Genomic DNA, 15,200 nt, shown 5'->3' with positions numbered 1-15,200 from the left:
CGATGTCGCGGGGTGCGATCAAAATAGCACACCGCATTTTTACATCGTGTGTGGGTGTTTTCGTACGGGAAACACCGTTGTAACAACCACCTGTGAAGTTGTACTTGACCAATTATCCCACAGGAGTGTCATAATGAAACGGTACTCAGCACGGTATATGCAAAGGAGCACCATGCGCGTCAGAAAGTTCACCGGCGTCACCGCGGGCGTCGCGGCCATCGCCCTGTTGGCCGGCTGCTCGGGCGGCGGCGGAAGCGCGGCCGACGGAGAGCAGGACATCACGGTCTGGCTGTATCCGGTCATCGGCGACGAGGCGGTGCACAAGGACTTCTGGGACTCGACGATCGCCGAGTTCGAGAAGGAGAACGACGGCATCAACGTCTCGTACGAGATCTTCCCCTGGGCCAACCGCGACGAGTCCCTGCAGACCGCGATCGCCGCCGGCAAGGGCCCTGATGTGGTCTACCTGATCCCCGATCAGCTCGCCGCCTACCAGTCGTCGATCGCGCCGCTGAACGATCTGCTCAGCGAGGAGCGTCAGAACGACCTGCTTCCGAACGTCAAGGAATCCGTGACGATCGACGGCGACATCCTCGGCTCGCCCATCCTCACCAGTGCGCAGCCGCTCATCTGCAACGCCGCGGCGTTCGAAGCGGCCGGGGTCACCGACTACCCCACGACCTGGGACGACATCGTCGACATCGCCCCGAAGTTCACGGCGGCCGACATGTACGTCTTGAACTACCCGGCCTCGGCGGAGAACACGCTCAACCTCACCTTCTACCCGCTGCTGTGGCAGGCCGGCGGGCAGGTCTACGACGACAAGGGCGAGGTCGCCTTCGACAGCAAGGCCGGTGAAGAGGCGCTCTCCTTCATCACCGATCTGGCCGAGGCCGGTGCCCTCGATCCCGAGGCGCTCACCACCAACGTCCCGCTCGAGCAGACCGCCATCGCGCAGGGCAAGGTCGCGTGCACCTGGAACAACGGCGTCACCGAGGTCGCGCCGTTCTGGGGCGAGGAGAACGTCAAGGTTCTCGCGCCGCTCACCGACAAGGAGTCGGTCGCCTACGGCACGGTCGGTTCGCTCTCGGTCCTCAAGGGATCGAAGGCGCAGGACGCGGCGGCGAAGTTCGCCGAGTTCGCCGGCAGCGCCGAGATCGTCGAGCCGTACCTCACGGCCGCCGGCTACTTCTCGGCCCTCAGCACCACCGGTCCGCTCTATGCCGACGACCCCCTGCTCGGCGAGGTCGAGAAGTACGTCCCCGATACGACCGTGGGAGAGCTCAACTCGAGCTCGCGCGCCGTCATGGGAGTGCTCGCACCCGAGATCCAGGCCGCGCTGCTCGCGCAGAAGTCGCCGGCAGATGCGCTGAAGGATGCCGCGACCGCGGCCGCGCCCCTGGCCAAGTGACGATCGCTTCCTGACCCGGGGCGCGCGGATGACCGCCGCGCGCCCCACCCCTCCCACTCCCCCACGTGAGGTTTCGACTATGACGACGGCATCCACGGCGAAGCGGCCCGCGGGCCGGGTCGCACGAGTGCTCGAACGACGCGAAGCCCGCGTGGCGTTCTTCTTCGTGCTTCCCGCCTTCCTGCTCTTCATCGCCTTCCGCTTCGGCCCGAGCATCGCCGGTGTCGCGTTGAGTTTCTTCGACTACGACATCTCCGGCGAGATCGCGTGGCGAGGGCTGGACAACTTCGAGCGGCTCATCGCCGATCCCCTGTTCTGGCGCGCCTTGGGAACGACGCTGATCTACACGGTTCTGGCTGTGCCGATCTCCCTCGTGCTCTCGACCGTGATGGCTCTGGGCGTGCGACGCGCCTTTCGCGGTGCACGGTTCTTCCGATCGATCTTCTTCCTCCCGGTGATCACCTCGCTGGTGCTCGCCGGCTCGATCTTCGTCTGGATCTTCTCCAGCAACGGACCGTGGTCCGCCCTGATGGAACCGTTCGGTCTCGGCGGATCATGGCTGAGCAGCACGGTCCTCGTCATCCCCGCGATCGTCGTCGTGGGCGTGTGGTCACGCTTCGGCTACGGGATGATGATCATCATCGCCGCGCTGCAAGATGTGCCGCGCGAGCTCGAAGAGGCGGCCCTGGTCGACGGGTCGAACGGCTGGCAGCGGTTCCGGTGGATCATCCTCCCCTACCTGCGCCCGACCTTCTTCTTCCTCGCCGTGATCGAGACGACGGCCGCCTTCCAGGTCTTCGACGTCATCTACGTGATGACCCAGGGCGGCCCGGCCAATGCCAGCTACTCCCTCGTCTACCTGCTCTACGACCAAGGCTTCCGCTACTTCGACTACGGATACGCCGCCGCGGTCGGTGTGGCCCTGTTCATCATGACCCTCGTGGTCGCCCTCATCCAGCGCCTCGTGATCGGAAAGCAGAAATGACCGCCCTGATCCAGCCGCCCACCTCGAGCTCCGCGCCGACTCCGCCGCCCAAGGGCCCGTCGACCAAAAGCCGTTCCTTCCGAGCGCTCGAGCCCACCCGCGGGGGCATCGTCTTCCGTTGGATCTGGCTGAGCCTTGCCGGCGTACTCAGCTTCTTCCCGTTCTACGCGATGGTCGTGCTGAGCCTGAAGCCGGGCATGCTGGTCGAGCTCCCCGGGTCCCTGCTGCCGTGGACGGACATCTCCTTCGAGGCCTACGAGCAGGTGCTCGGCGGCCAGAACATCCTCGGCTGGCTGGGCAACACCCTCATCTACTCGGTCGTGTCGGTCGTGGCGGTGCTGTTCCTGTCGGCGCTCGCCGGCTACGCCTTCGCCAAGAAGCGGTTCCGCGGCAAGGAGGTGATGTTCTGGTCGTTCCTGGCGATGGTGATGGTGCCGTTCCACGTGACCCTCATCCCCACATTCATCCTCATGGCCAACCTCGGCGGCATCGACACCTACTGGGGCCTCATCCTGCCGACGCTGGCCAACGCGCAGGCCGTGTTCCTCATGCGTCAGTTCATCCAAGGACTCCCCGACGAGCTGTTCGAAGCAGCGCGCATCGATGGCGCCGGCGAGTTCCGCATCTTCCTGCGCATCGTGCTGCCGCTGTGCAAGCCGATCCTCGCGACGCTCGGGATCTTCGTCTTCCTGTGGCATTGGAACGACTTCCTGTGGCCGCTCATCATCGCCAAGTCGAACTCGATGTTCACGTTGACCGTCGGGATCTCGTCGCTGCAGCAGCAGAACGTTCCGCTGAGCACCATGCTCGCGGGGTCCGTCGTCGCGCTGCTGCCGATCTTCCTCGCGTACCTCATCGCTCAGCGGTACGTGCAGGAAGGCGTGGCCGGCACGGGCATCAAGGGCTGAGAAGAAGGGAAAGCACCACGTGACTCAGCAGATCTTCACGTCAGAGGCGGAACTCGAGGAGGCGCTCGCGACTCCGAGCGCCGCGCTGATCGACGACCTCGCCCGCGGGGCGGGCGACCTCGTGATCCTCGGCGCGGGCGGCAAGATGGGCCCGACCCTCGCCATGCTCGCGCGCCGCGGGATGGATGCCGCCGGGCGTCAGCGCGACGCGGTCTACGCCGTCTCCCGCTTCGGTGACACGGCGATCCGAGAGCGCCTGGAGAGCGCCGGGGTCACGGTCGTCCCGTTCGACCTGATCGAGAACGATGACTTCGCCGCCCTGCCGGACGCCCCCAATGTGGTGTTCATGGTGGGCGCGAAGTTCGGTGCCGCGACCAACGCGTCGTGGGCATGGGAGGTCAACGCGGCGCTCCCCGACCGCGTCGCCCGCCGCTACCGCGACAGTGCCATCTCGGTGCTCTCGACCGGCAACGTCTACCCCTTCCTGCCCGCCGCCTCCGGCGGAGCATCCGAAGAGGTCCCGCCCGCACCGATCGGCGAGTACGCCCAGTCGTGCCTCGGACGCGAGCGGGTGTTCGAGTTCGGTGCGCAGGAGCGCGGTACCCGGGTGGCGATCATCCGGCTGAACTACGCCGTCGACCTGCGCTACGGCGTGCTGGCCGACATCGGCAGCGCGGTGCATGCGGGACAGCCCGTGTCGGTGGCGACAGCCAACGTCAACGTGATCTGGCAGGGCTACGCGAACGAGGTCGTGCTGCGCAGCCTCACTCATGCCTCCACCGCCCCGTTCACGATCAACCTCACCGGCCCGGAGCTGCTGAGCGTCGAGTCCGTCGCCCGCCGCTTCGGTGCGCTGTTCGACCGCGAGATCGAGTTCGTCGACGACCCCCAGCCCACGGCGCTCCTCAGCGACGCCCGCCGGTGCATGGCCCTGTTCGGCTACCCCGCGGTCGCCGCGGAGACGCTGATCGGTCTGCAGGCCGACTGGATCGAGAAGGGCCTGCCGATGATCGCGAAGCCGACCAAGTGGGCCGTGCGGGACGGGAAGTTCTGATGGCGGTCCCGACGCTGCGCGCGGAGGCCGCGGCGACACTCGCCCGTGGGGCGGTGATCCCCGCGCATCCGCTGGCCCTCACCGCCGAGCGGCGCATCGACGAGCGTCGTCAGCGCGCCCTGACCCGCTATTACCTCGACGCCGGCGCCGGGGGCATCGCCATCGGGGTGCACACCACGCAGTTCGAGATCCGTGACCCCGAGCACGCCCTGTTGGAGCCTGTCCTCGCGCTGGCCGCAGAGGAGATGGATGCCGCCGCGGGTGCCGACGTGGTGCGCATCGCCGGTGTCGCCGGAGGCACATCCCAGGCGGTCGCCGAGGCCGCACTCGCCCGCGACCTCGGCTACGACGCCGTGCTGGTGAGCCCTCGCGTCGCCGGAGCCGATGAGCGGGCGCTGCTCGAGCGCGCCCGCGCCGTGGGCGAGGTGCTGCCCGTCGTCGGCTTCTACCTGCAGACCGCGATCGGCGGGCCCGTGCTCGATCGCGACTTCTGGCGGGAGTTCGCCTCGATACCGGCCGTCGTGGCGGTCAAGGCCGCTCCGTTCGACCGATACCGCACCCTTGAGCTCGTGCGCGGCGTCGCCGCATCGGGCCGTGCCGACGAGATCGCGCTCTACACCGGCAACGACGACGCGATCGTGGCCGACCTGCTCTCCGAGTTCCACGTGGACTCGCCCACTGGCCCGCGCACGCTGCGCTTCGTCGGCGGACTGCTGGGCCAGTGGGCGGTCGGCACACGCGCGGCGGTCACGCTCCTCGAACGCGCCCGACAGGCGATGGCGGGCGACGCCGACGCCTACCGGGAGCTCGGTCTCGTCGCATCCGACATGGTCGACGTCAACCAGGCCGTGTTCGACCCGGGCAACGACTTCCACGGCGTGATCGCCGGCGTGCACGAGATGCTGCGCCAGCAGGGGCTTCTCGACGGCATCTGGTGCCTCGACCCTGCGGAGGGTCTCTCGCCGGGTCAGGCCGAGGAGATCGCGCGGGTGCGCCACGCGTATCCGCAGCTGAACGACGACGCGTTCATCGCCGAGCACATCGAGGCCTGGTTGGCATGAGCCGGAACACGGGAGCGGCGGCACCGACCGTGGTCGCGGTCGTCTCGGAAGAGCTTTTCGCGGAGTTCTTCTCGGGTGAGGATGTCGGCCGGCTGCACGCCGTCGCGGAGCGCCTCGGTGGGACATTCGTGCGCGTCGACCGTCTGACCGGGACCGAACTCGGCGCCGCCCGCATCGTGATCACGAGCTGGGGTGTCGGGCCGTTCGACGCCGCGGTGCTCGCCGCACTCCCCCAGCTCGCGTTGATCGCGCACACCGGCGCCACGATCAAGCCTTTCGCGACCGACGAGCTGTTCGACCGCGGCATCCTGGTGACCCAGGCGGGCGCGGGAATGGCGCGGTCGGTCGCGGAGGTGTCGCTGACGTTCACCCTCGCGCTGCTGCACCGCGTGCCCGAGATGCACAACGCGCTGCGCGCCGGAGACGAGTGGTACGACGCGGATGCCGTGGGGGTGCAGCGCGAGATCCTCGGCACGGCCGTCGCCGTCATCGGCGCCTCACGCACCGGCCGGGCCTACCTCGAGCTGATCCGTGCCCTCGGCGCCGAGCCGTTGCTGGTCGACCCGACGATCGATACGGATGCGGCGGCCGCCCTGGGCGCCGAGCTGGTGCCGCTCGACGAGGCCCTGCGCCGCGCACAGGTCGTCGCGGTGCACGCCCCCACGCTCCCCGAGACCCACCACCTGATCGGTCGCCGCGAGCTCGCGTTGATGCGCGACGGTGCGGGGCTGGTGAACACGGCCCGCTCCTGGCTGGTCGATGAGGCCGCGCTGATCGACGAGCTGAAGAGCGGGCGGCTCAACGCCGCGATCGACGTGTTCGACGAAGAGCCCTGCGCCGCGGACAGCCCGTTCCGCTCGCTTCCCGGGGTGCTGGTCACCCCGCACCGCGCGGCGGGCACGCACCAGGGGCGACGGCGTCAGGGGCGGATCGTCACCGACGAGGTCGCCGCGTTCGCCGCGGGCCTTCCGCTCACCCACGCCGTCTCCCGCGACCAGCTGTCGTCGATGGCATGACGGGCACCGCGCTGCGGGTGGCCTTCGCCGGACTCGCCCACTCGCATCCGTACACCGACGCCGGCAACGTCCGCGCGCTCGGCGCCGAGGTCGTCGGCGTGCACGATGCGGATGCGCGGGCGGCCGAGGACTTCGCCCTGCGGTTCGGAGGCGCGGTGGTGGCCTCGGCAGGAGACCTGTCGACGTTGCGGCCCGATCTCGTCATCGCGACGCCGCACCCGCACGAAGTCGGCGCCTTCCTCCGGGCGCTCGGCGACGGGACCGCCCCGGTCTTCGTGAACAAGGTGATCGCGGCCACCGCGCTTCAGCTCGCCGAGGTCGACCGCGCGGTCGCGGACTCCTCCGTCCGGCTCGGCACGAGCTCCGTCCTCCGCTTCGCACCCGCCGTCAGGGCGCTCGCAGCGGAGATCTCCGCCGGCCCCGCCGCGGCGACGGTGTGCGCGCTCCGCGTACACGCCCAGCACGACAACGCGGCCTTCCGACTGCCGAGCCGCGCCTGGCAGGACGATCCGCACAGCGGCGGCGGCACGCTCGCGACGGTCGGGGTGCACGGCTGGGAGATGCTCGACGCGCTGCTGCCGGGGGCCGCCCTCGTCGCGGGGTCGGGCTGGACGCGCACACGCGACGGATCGGCCACCGCGTCGGAGGATGCCGCGGGCATCGACGGCCTGCTGAGGGTTCCCGGCGCTGCCCGCGACGTGCCGGTTCAGATGCTCGTCACAGGAGCGCCGGGCCCCGATGCGTACGCGGTGGATGTGGTGACGACCACCGGCATCCGCTCGATCGTGATCGGCGGCGATGATGGTGACGCGAACGAGGAGCTGGGCTTCGCCGGTCTGATCCGCGCGCTGCTCGATGCCGCGCCGCGCGCGGTGACCGTGGCGCCCTGGGACAGGGCCCGCGTGGTCGTGGCGAACACCATCCGCGGGGCCGAGATCGCGCGAGGTGCCGCATGAGCGACCACCGGCTCCGTGCCGCACACGCCGAGGACCAGACCGCACTCACGACGCTCTGGGCCTCCGCCTTCAGCCCTCCGCTCCCACCCGACCAATGGCTCATCGATCCCGAACGGCTCGCGCACACGATCATCGCCGAAGACGACGAGGGGCTGTGCGGCTCCATCTACGGCGTGCCCAAGCAGCTCCGCGAAGACGACGGCGGCATCGCCGACGTGCATGCGATCGGCAGCGTGGCGGTCTCGGAGCGCGCGCGAGGGCGGGGCCTCGCGCGCCGACTCGTCGCCGCGAGCGTGCAGGCAGGGAGCGCCGCCGACTGGGCGCTGCTGTTCACCGGCACCCCGGAGGTGTATCGCTCCAGCGGGTTCAGGACGTTCTCGATGTCACGAACGCTGGCGGGCCCCTGGAGCGCGCCCGCCCTCGCGGGCACCGACGGGCAGGTCGAGCGCGAGACCGTCGGTCGCGGCAGCCTCGGCGCGTTGCAGGACGTCTATGAACGCTCTCGCGACGGCAGGGTCGTGCTCGCCCCTGTGCGCGACGGCCGCGATGTGGCGATGGCGGAGGTGCGGCTGCGAGGGGCGACGCTGTACCGCCGGATCGAAGGATCGGCGGTGGTCGGCTACGCGATCGCCGAGTGTCGTGGCGAGGCCGGGGTGCTCCTGGAGAGTGCCGTGCTCCCGGACGCGGACGGCGCGCGCGACGACCTGCTCGTCGCCATCGCCGCGGACTGGGCGCTCGCCGGGGTCGCATCCTGCGATCTCGCCGTCCCCGCCCTGCCGGAGGAGGACCGCGCGCTCCGCGCCTTCGCGCCGGAGGCCGTGCGCCAGGACGACAGCACCGGGATGATCCGTCCCGTGCGGCGCGAGGCCCGTGTGCGCGGCATCCGGCACTTCACGGCGGGCGACTACTTCTGAGCGGCGCGCTCGGAGACAGGACTGGGGATCGATCGGATGATGCGGGCCGGACGAAGGACCGGACCCCTGACCGCGGCGATGTCGTCGCAAGGAGGATGAGCATGACCCAGAAGACGACCATGGCTGCGCAGGAGCCGACTCAGACCGCCGCCCTGCGCAGCAGACGCATGCTGCTCGCCGGCTTCGGTGCGGCGGCGATCGGCGGCGTGGCCGCCGTGAGCACCCAGACCCCCGCAGAGGCGGCGGGACCCGTCGCCGCGGAGGGCGGCCCCGGCTCGTCGTCGGTGGCGAACGGCGGCACGGCGAGCGAGCTGGTGACACGCAAGGGCAAGGACGGCGACCTCGCCCGTTCGACCGGTTACGCCGCACCCGGCGACGGCGGCGGCGGGCTGTACCGCTTCGTGAAGAAGGACGCACCGGCGGCAAACGGCGGCACCGTGCTCGCAGCACCCAAGGGCGGGGCCTGGGTGCTCGTGCACGACGGGACCGTGGACTTCCGGAAGTTCGGGATCATGGACGCGAGCGTGAACGCCGACGACGCGCTCGAGGCCATGGTGAACGATGCGAGCATCCACCGCATCGAGGGGCACAGCCCCCTCAACTTCGTGCGCCGTCACCGGTTCTCCCGCTCGAACCTGGCTTTCGACTTCGGCGGGCACCTGATGACGACGGCGGGCATCGAGAACGCCGGCAAGGACGACCCGTTCGCGGCGGTGATGTTCTTCCGCGGCGAGGTGACCGATGCCGTGCACGAAGCCAAGCTCGGCGAGGTCGTGCCCGACCTCGGCGACATCTTCCCGGTCGCCGACTCGTCGTTCTTCACGGTCGGCGACTGGTACGCGGCCGAGGTGAACGCGTTGTCGGGTCGTTGGGAGCGCGAGCTGCAGCGGCTCGTGCAGGTCACGCAGATCGTGGACGGCACACACATCCGCATCAACTACAAGAACGGCTGGCCGCTCGGCGCCGACCGCACGATGACCTGGCGCCGGGTGGTTCCGGTGCAGGATGTGACGGTCTCGAACCTGAAGTTCCTCGGCACCGGCACCGACGAGTACACCGGCTCGCACCCGCTGGCCTTCGAGTACGCCGTTCGCTGCGATGTGGACCACATCGACGGCACCGGCACGTTCTGGCCGCTCATCCAGCGCCGCTGGAACACGTACTACTCGACCGTGAGCTGCACGCTCAAGAACCCGACCTCGGTCACCTGGGGCGGAGCCGGCTACCTGACGCAGCAGATCTACTGCCTGTACGGCTACGTCGCCAACTGCCATACGGCCAACTCCCGGCACCTCAACGACTTCACCGCGAGCGCCTACTGCCTGGTCGAGAACTGCCACGGCGACGGCGACGACCAGGGCCCGTTCGTCACCCACGGTCAGTACGAGCACGACCTCACCTACACCGGCAACTCGGGACTCATGACCTTCGCGAACTCGGGAGCGGCATGGGGATCGGCGGCCAAGCGCATAACGGTGCGCAAGCACGTGTGCTCGTGGTTCGTCGCCCGCGTGCGCATCACCGACCTCACCCTCGAAGATGTGCAGGTGATCGGCAAGCCGTCGCTGGCGGGGTCGGGGATGCTGTGGATCAACGCGGACGGCGCGCAGCTGCGCGGATGCACGGCGTCCGACACCCTCGTGATCTCGCAGGCGTCCGACAACTCCGCCCGGCCGACGGTGATCACCGACTCGCACTTCACGTTCGTCGCACCGGGAGAGCTCACCAATGCCACGGTGAAGACTCCCGTCACGTTCGTCGACACCGTGCTCGACGGGGTGGGCGGGATGAAGATCACCGGTGCCGGAGCGGTCACCTTCCGCGGCTCGACGCTCACCGCCGCCGCCGACGCGGCACCCATCGCGTCGTCGTCGGAGCGCCTGCGATTCGAGGGGTCCACGTTGCGCAACGCCCGCATCGCCGCGGCACGCGGTGAGCGCCAGACGGTGGAGTTCTCGGGTTCGGACATCGCGCTCACGGGTGGCACCGGCATCTCCCGCACCGGCGACGGCGAGCTGCACCTCACGGTGTCCGACAGCACCTTCCGCGCGGAGGGATCGGCGACCCACATCTCGGTCACCACGGGCGCGACCCACTACCGCGCGGTCGGCAACAGGTTCGAGGGCGGCGCGCTGGAGCTGGCGGATGCCGCGTTCGGCGCGTCGTCCACGCTGCTGCACACCGGCAACGTCGAATCGGGCGTCACCCGCACGGCCTTCCCCGCCGCGGGCGACCGGGTCGTCGACATCGCGAACCTGGCGGTCTGATCCTGCTCCGCGAGAACGTCGGCCTGTCGGGCCGGGACGCCTGTTCCGGTCCGGCATCCGCGCGCCCCCGACACCCGCGCGGTGCCGGCGCTCGACGCGGATGCGCTGGGCTCGTCGCTCAGAGCGCGGGTGACTCAGCCGAAGGCGTGATGCGCTCGACCGCCCGGGTGACGTGCTCGGCGATCGCCGCCTGCGCCTGCGCGGGGTCGCCGCTTGCGATGGCATCGACGATGCGCTGGTGGCTGCGCACGTGCTCTTCCTGCTCGGCACGATCGAGGGCGGCGTTGGCGGCGTGCAGGAATCCGCTGATGCGTCCGCGCAGCTGCCCGCTCAGCTCATCGAGGAAGCGGTGCTCGGCGAGGTCGGCGAGCGTCTCGTGGAACAGCCGGTCCTGGCGCAGCACCTCGTCGATGTCACCGGGCGCCGCATCCGACATCGCCTGGATGACGGCGCCGAGGCGGGCAGCGGACTCCTCGTTCCACCGCTCCTGCACGCGGATCGCCATCAGCTGCTCGAGCGCGATCCGCAGGCTCGAGATCTCTTCGAGGTCCTGCGCGCTCAACTCCGCCACCCGTGCGCCGCGGCGCGGCTCGCGGGTGATGAGGCGCTCCTGTGCGAGACGCGTCAGGGCTTCGCGCACCGGGATGTGGCTGACGCCGAGCCGGTCGGCGAGCTTGCGCTCGACGAGGCGCTCGCCGGGCGCGAGCTCTCCGGAGTGGATGGCCGCGCGCAGCTCGTCTGCGACCTGTTCGGCGATGTTCCGATCCGAGACGCTGCGCATTCCGGGTGCCCTTCTCGATCCGCGGTTGCGTCTCGTCGAGCGGGCGCGCATCCGTCCGCTCGATGCTATGGCATCTGCGCACGGAATGGACGCCGCGCAGATTTTGCTAGATGCTATAGCAAAGCCATCCGCAGATGACGAAGGAGTTGTCATGACCGGTCCCACCATCAGCCGCGCCGCCCCCGCCCCGGAGGTGCGGTGATGCCCCGCACGGATGCCGAGGAGACGGTGCGCTCCACCGGTCGACGCGCCCTCATGACCGGCCTCGGCGCGGTCGCCCTCGGTGCCGCCGGCTCTCTCGCCGGCACGGCGCCCGCGCACGCCGCCCCGCCCGCAGTGGGCGCGAAAGACATCCTCCGCGCGGACTGCGTCGCCGACCTGGCACGGCTTCGCGCACGTGACGGCGAGACGGTGATCGTCGCGGGGTACCGCACGCCGGGCGACGCCGGTCTCCTCGTGTACGTGGGGCGCCGCGCCGCCGACCTCGAAGCCAACGGCGGCACGGTGATCGCCGGACAACGCGACACGAGGTGGCTGCTGCAGCACGACGGCACCGTCGACTTCCGCGCCTTCGGCATCACCGGGCCCGAGGTGGCCGCCGACGACGCACTCGCCGCGATGGTGAACGATCCGCGCGTGGAGCGGATCGAAGCACACACGGATCTGCTCTTCCAGCGGCGACACCGCTTCACCCGCTCCCATCTCGACATCGATTTCGGCGGCCATGTCATCACGACGGACGGAATCGAGGCGAACACCCACGACAACCCGTTCGGCGCGGTGATGTTCTTCACCGGGACGCCCCGAGATGTCGTCGTCGAGCACAGCCTGACGCAGGCCTGGCCGGAACTGACGGATGCGGTCGCCGTGCCCGACGCGACGGTCTTCCCCGTCGGCTCATGGTGGGCGGTGCAGTGCGATCCCGTCGCCGGTGGCGGAGCAGACGAGCGAGAGATCCAGCGGTTCGTCGAGGTGACGCAGCAGATCGATGCGCACCGCATCCGGATCGACTACCTCAACGGCTGGCCGCTGGAGAAGGGCCGCACACTCATCTGGCGTCAGGTGGATCCGGTCGCGAACGTGCGCATCTCGAACATGCAGTTCCTCGGAGCCGGGCCGTTCGACGGCCCCACGGACGGCTCCTTCCCCGACCCCCGTGAGCGCACCGGGTCGCATCCGATCGCCTTCGAATACGCCATCCGCTGTCATGTCGCCGACGTCCATGCCCGTCGCACCTGGTGGCCGGTCGTGATGCGGCGGTGGAACACCCACTTCTCGACCGAACGCTGCTCGGTCGAGAACCCTCCCACGGTGTTCTACGGGGGCGCCGGCTACCTGACCCAGCAGATCGCCTGCCTCTATGGACGGGTGAGCGACTGCACGTCGTCGAACGCGCGGCACCTCAACGACCTCACCGCGAGCGCGTACTGCATCGTCGAGAACTGCCACGGCGACGGCGACGACGAGGGCGGGAACCCCTTCACCACCCACGGTCAGTACGAGCACGACCTCACCTTCATCGGGTGCTCGGGACTGATGGACATCGCCAACTCCGGCGCGCAATGGGGCACCTCCGCCAAGCGCATCACCGTGCGCGACCACGTCTGCTCGTGGTTCGTCGCGGGCACGAAGATCACCGACCTGACGCTCGAGAACGTCCGCGTGATCGGGCGATCGACCTTCGACCCCCAGGCGACCATGACGATCAACGCCGACGGCGCCCAGGTGCGCGGCTGCACCGCCGGGCTGCTGGCCATCGGGCAGCGGTCGGCCCGATCGTCGCGGCCGACGACGATCGAGGACTGCACCTTCGCGCTGCCCGAAGACCAGGTGCTCATCCAGACGCCGGTCACCGCCCCGGTCAGCTTCGTGCGCTGCACGATCACGGGGATCGACGGGATGAAGGCTCGCGGCGCCGGAGACATCGAGTTCATCGACTGCCGCCTGAGCGGCCCGGCATCCGGCTCCCCCGCCGAACTCGGCGCGTCGAGGGTGACGATCCGGGGCGGCACCGTGCGTGAGGTGCTGCTCACCGCGACCGCGGTGCGCGACCAGGTCATCGCGATCGAGGGGGTCGAACTCAGCACGGAGCGTGACGAGGGCGCCCTGCTGTCGCGCGCTGCGGGCGCCGGAACCGTCACCTGGCGGCTGACGGGCCTGACCTCCACCGTGGCCAACGGAGCGTCGCACCTCGACATCGGCGCGGGCGTCAACCATGCCCGCATCACCGGCGCGCAATTCGTCGGAGGGCGCGTGCGGGTGGCAGCGGGCTTCTCCGAGCCGTCCACGCTGCTGTACAGCGACTGCGTCGAGCGCGGGGTCGCCACCGACCTTCCCGAAGCCGGCGCACGAGTGCTCATCGCCGACGTGCTGAAGAGCGCATGACCGGCGATCACCCTGACGAACCCGGAGGACCCTCGTGAACCACACGGCATCTGCCACGCACCTCGGCGACCGCATCCCCCTCCCCCGCACGCGCGCGCGCATCGGCGTGGCCCGCCGTGACATCACCCCGCCCACCGGCATCCGGGCCAAGAACTGGGGACCCGCCGAGTGGGAGCGCTCCGAGGGTGCCCACCGCCCGTTCGAACTCACCGCGCTCGGGGTGATCGCGGACGACGAGCGGCCGCGCGTGCTGCTCGCGGTGGACGGCACGTGGTGGCGTCGGGTCGCGGATGAGCAGCGCGTGCGCGGGGCGATCCTGTCCGGTCTCGGACTCGAACCCGACCAGCTGATGCTCTCGCTCTCGCACACCCACGCCGGTGCTGTGCTCTGCGCCGCCGACGCGCACCTCCCCGGCGGTGAGCTGATTGCCGGATACCTCGAGGCGCTCGCGGCCGCGGGCATCGCGGCCGCACGCGAGGCCCTCGACGCGGCGGTCCCCGGACTCATCGAGTGGGTCACCGGGCGCTGCCCCCTCGCCGCAGATCGGGAGCTCGATGTCGACGGCCGCCCGCTGGTGGGATTCAACCCCGGGGGCGAGGCGGACGACACCGTGATGATCGGGCGTCTCAGCGTCGACGGCGAAGTGCGGGGCACCCTCGTGAACTACGCGTGCCACCCGACGACGCTCGCCTGGCAGAACCGCGAGGTGTCGCCCGACTACGTCGGCGCCATGCGCGAGACCGTCGAGTCCGCCACGGGTGCCCCCTGCCTGTTCGTGCAGGGAGCATCGGGCGAGCTGGCGCCGCGCGAGCAGTACACGGGAGACGTCGCGGTCGCCGACCGGCACGGACGCTCGCTCGGCCACGCGGTGCTCGCGGCGCTGCACGCCCTGCCCGCTCCCGGCGAGGAGCTGACGCTCGACGGTGTCGTGGAGTCGGGAGCCCCGCTCGCGATGTGGACCGGACGGGCCGCGGGCGGCGGGGAGGGAGCGGCCGGTTCGGTGACGAGCGTCGAGCTGCCGCTGCGCGATCTGCCCACGCTCGACGAGCTCGCCGAGCAGTGGAAGGACATCGACCCGCGCTCGCGCGAGGAGCGCCTCGCGCGCGCCCGCAATCTGCGTGAGGGCTACATCGACGGTCCGACCGTGCCGCATCCGGTGTGGGCCTGGCGCCTCGGGGATGCCGTGATCGTGGGGCATCCGGGGGAAGCGTACTCGCGGCTGCAGAAGACCCTGCGGGCGCATTTCCCGAAGACGCCGATCGTGGTGATGAACCTCACGAACGGCCCGGGCTTCGTGTATCTGCCGACCCGCGACGCCTACGCGCGCGGGGCGTATCAGGCCTGGCAGACCCCTCTCGCCCCCGGCGCACTCGACCTCGTCGAGGACCATGCGATCACCGTGATCGCCGCACTCCTCGACCACAACTGAACCGCTGCAGCACATCGTGCTCACGACAAGAGG

The 15,200-nt window shown here is 70.0% G+C and carries 12 protein-coding genes; 11 read left to right on the top strand and 1 reads right to left on the bottom strand.

Translation table 11 applies throughout. The features are described from left to right. The first annotated feature begins 172 nt into the window (after nt 1-172). The 9 genes from N3K63_RS13085 to N3K63_RS13045 all read left to right on the top strand — a co-directional run bounded on the left by N3K63_RS13085 (nt 173) and on the right by N3K63_RS13045 (nt 10,572). Entirely contained in the window at nt 173-1,411 is a 1,239-nt protein-coding gene (locus N3K63_RS13085; protein WP_261580632.1) for an ABC transporter substrate-binding protein, read from the top strand. 79 nt (nt 1,412-1,490) lie between these two features. Further along, the gene (locus N3K63_RS13080; RefSeq protein WP_261580631.1) at nt 1,491-2,396 is read left to right on the top strand and encodes a carbohydrate ABC transporter permease; all 906 of its coding nucleotides are present in this window, start codon (nt 1,491-1,493) and stop codon (nt 2,394-2,396) included. Then, nucleotides 2,393-3,304, top strand: coding sequence for a carbohydrate ABC transporter permease (locus tag N3K63_RS13075; protein ID WP_261580630.1), 912 nt, complete (start codon nt 2,393-2,395; stop codon nt 3,302-3,304). The genes N3K63_RS13080 and N3K63_RS13075 overlap by 4 nt, the downstream gene beginning before the upstream one ends. 19 nt (nt 3,305-3,323) lie before the next feature. Continuing rightward, nucleotides 3,324-4,358, top strand: coding sequence for an NAD-dependent epimerase/dehydratase family protein (locus tag N3K63_RS13070; RefSeq protein ID WP_261580629.1), 1,035 nt, complete (start codon nt 3,324-3,326; stop codon nt 4,356-4,358). Then, a complete protein-coding gene (locus N3K63_RS13065; RefSeq protein WP_261580628.1) occupies nt 4,358-5,419 on the top strand; it encodes a dihydrodipicolinate synthase family protein in 1,062 nt (353 codons plus the stop codon). Before N3K63_RS13070 ends, N3K63_RS13065 begins: the two co-directional genes overlap by 1 nt. After that, entirely contained in the window at nt 5,416-6,435 is a 1,020-nt protein-coding gene (locus tag N3K63_RS13060; RefSeq protein WP_261580627.1) for a hydroxyacid dehydrogenase, read from the top strand. The genes N3K63_RS13065 and N3K63_RS13060 overlap by 4 nt, the downstream gene beginning before the upstream one ends. Then, a complete protein-coding gene (locus tag N3K63_RS13055; protein WP_261580626.1) occupies nt 6,432-7,391 on the top strand; it encodes a hypothetical protein in 960 nt (319 codons plus the stop codon). The genes N3K63_RS13060 and N3K63_RS13055 overlap by 4 nt, the downstream gene beginning before the upstream one ends. Beyond that, entirely contained in the window at nt 7,388-8,305 is a 918-nt protein-coding gene (locus N3K63_RS13050) for a GNAT family N-acetyltransferase (RefSeq protein ID WP_261580625.1), read from the top strand. Before N3K63_RS13055 ends, N3K63_RS13050 begins: the two co-directional genes overlap by 4 nt. Nucleotides 8,306-8,406: 101 nt before the next feature. After that, nucleotides 8,407-10,572, top strand: a complete 2,166-nt coding sequence (locus N3K63_RS13045) for a peptidase C14 (protein ID WP_261580624.1) — start codon at nt 8,407-8,409, stop codon at nt 10,570-10,572. Nucleotides 10,573-10,690: 118 nt separating this feature from the next. Here N3K63_RS13045 and N3K63_RS13040 read toward each other — a convergent pair whose 3' ends face one another. Beyond that, a complete protein-coding gene (locus N3K63_RS13040) occupies nt 10,691-11,353 on the bottom strand; it encodes a GntR family transcriptional regulator (protein ID WP_261580623.1) in 663 nt (220 codons plus the stop codon). Between the two features lie 201 nt (nt 11,354-11,554). Here N3K63_RS13040 and N3K63_RS13035 point away from each other — a divergent pair, with 201 nt between their 5' ends. Then, the gene (locus tag N3K63_RS13035) at nt 11,555-13,738 is read left to right on the top strand and encodes a peptidase C14 (RefSeq protein WP_261580622.1); all 2,184 of its coding nucleotides are present in this window, start codon (nt 11,555-11,557) and stop codon (nt 13,736-13,738) included. Nucleotides 13,739-13,772: 34 nt separating this feature from the next. Beyond that, nucleotides 13,773-15,167, top strand: a complete 1,395-nt coding sequence (locus tag N3K63_RS13030) for a hypothetical protein (protein WP_261580621.1) — start codon at nt 13,773-13,775, stop codon at nt 15,165-15,167. The last annotated feature ends 33 nt before the right edge of the window (nt 15,168-15,200 follow it).

Origin of the sequence: Microbacterium festucae, assembly GCF_025421715.1 — a bacterium.
Classification (GTDB): Bacteria; Actinomycetota; Actinomycetes; order Actinomycetales; family Microbacteriaceae; genus Microbacterium; species Microbacterium festucae.
Note: the sequence above shows the minus strand (reverse complement) of the source record. Positions and strands in the feature narration are given on the sequence as shown.

Bases quoted from the DNA above. Each gene is read 5' to 3' on its own strand.
- N3K63_RS13085 (WP_261580632.1), top strand. From the start codon at position 173: ATGCGCGTCAGAAAGTTCACCGGCGTCACCGCGGGCGTCGCGGCCATC.
- N3K63_RS13080 (WP_261580631.1), top strand. From the start codon at position 1,491: ATGACGACGGCATCCACGGCGAAGCGGCCCGCGGGCCGGGTCGCACGA.
- N3K63_RS13075 (WP_261580630.1), top strand. From the start codon at position 2,393: ATGACCGCCCTGATCCAGCCGCCCACCTCGAGCTCCGCGCCGACTCCG.
- N3K63_RS13065 (WP_261580628.1), top strand. From the start codon at position 4,358: ATGGCGGTCCCGACGCTGCGCGCGGAGGCCGCGGCGACACTCGCCCGT.
- N3K63_RS13060 (WP_261580627.1), top strand. From the start codon at position 5,416: ATGAGCCGGAACACGGGAGCGGCGGCACCGACCGTGGTCGCGGTCGTC.
- N3K63_RS13055 (WP_261580626.1), top strand. From the start codon at position 6,432: ATGACGGGCACCGCGCTGCGGGTGGCCTTCGCCGGACTCGCCCACTCG.
- N3K63_RS13050 (WP_261580625.1), top strand. From the start codon at position 7,388: ATGAGCGACCACCGGCTCCGTGCCGCACACGCCGAGGACCAGACCGCA.
- N3K63_RS13045 (WP_261580624.1), top strand. From the start codon at position 8,407: ATGACCCAGAAGACGACCATGGCTGCGCAGGAGCCGACTCAGACCGCC.
- N3K63_RS13040 (WP_261580623.1), bottom strand. From the start codon at position 11,353: ATGCGCAGCGTCTCGGATCGGAACATCGCCGAACAGGTCGCAGACGAG.
- N3K63_RS13035 (WP_261580622.1), top strand. From the start codon at position 11,555: ATGCCCCGCACGGATGCCGAGGAGACGGTGCGCTCCACCGGTCGACGC.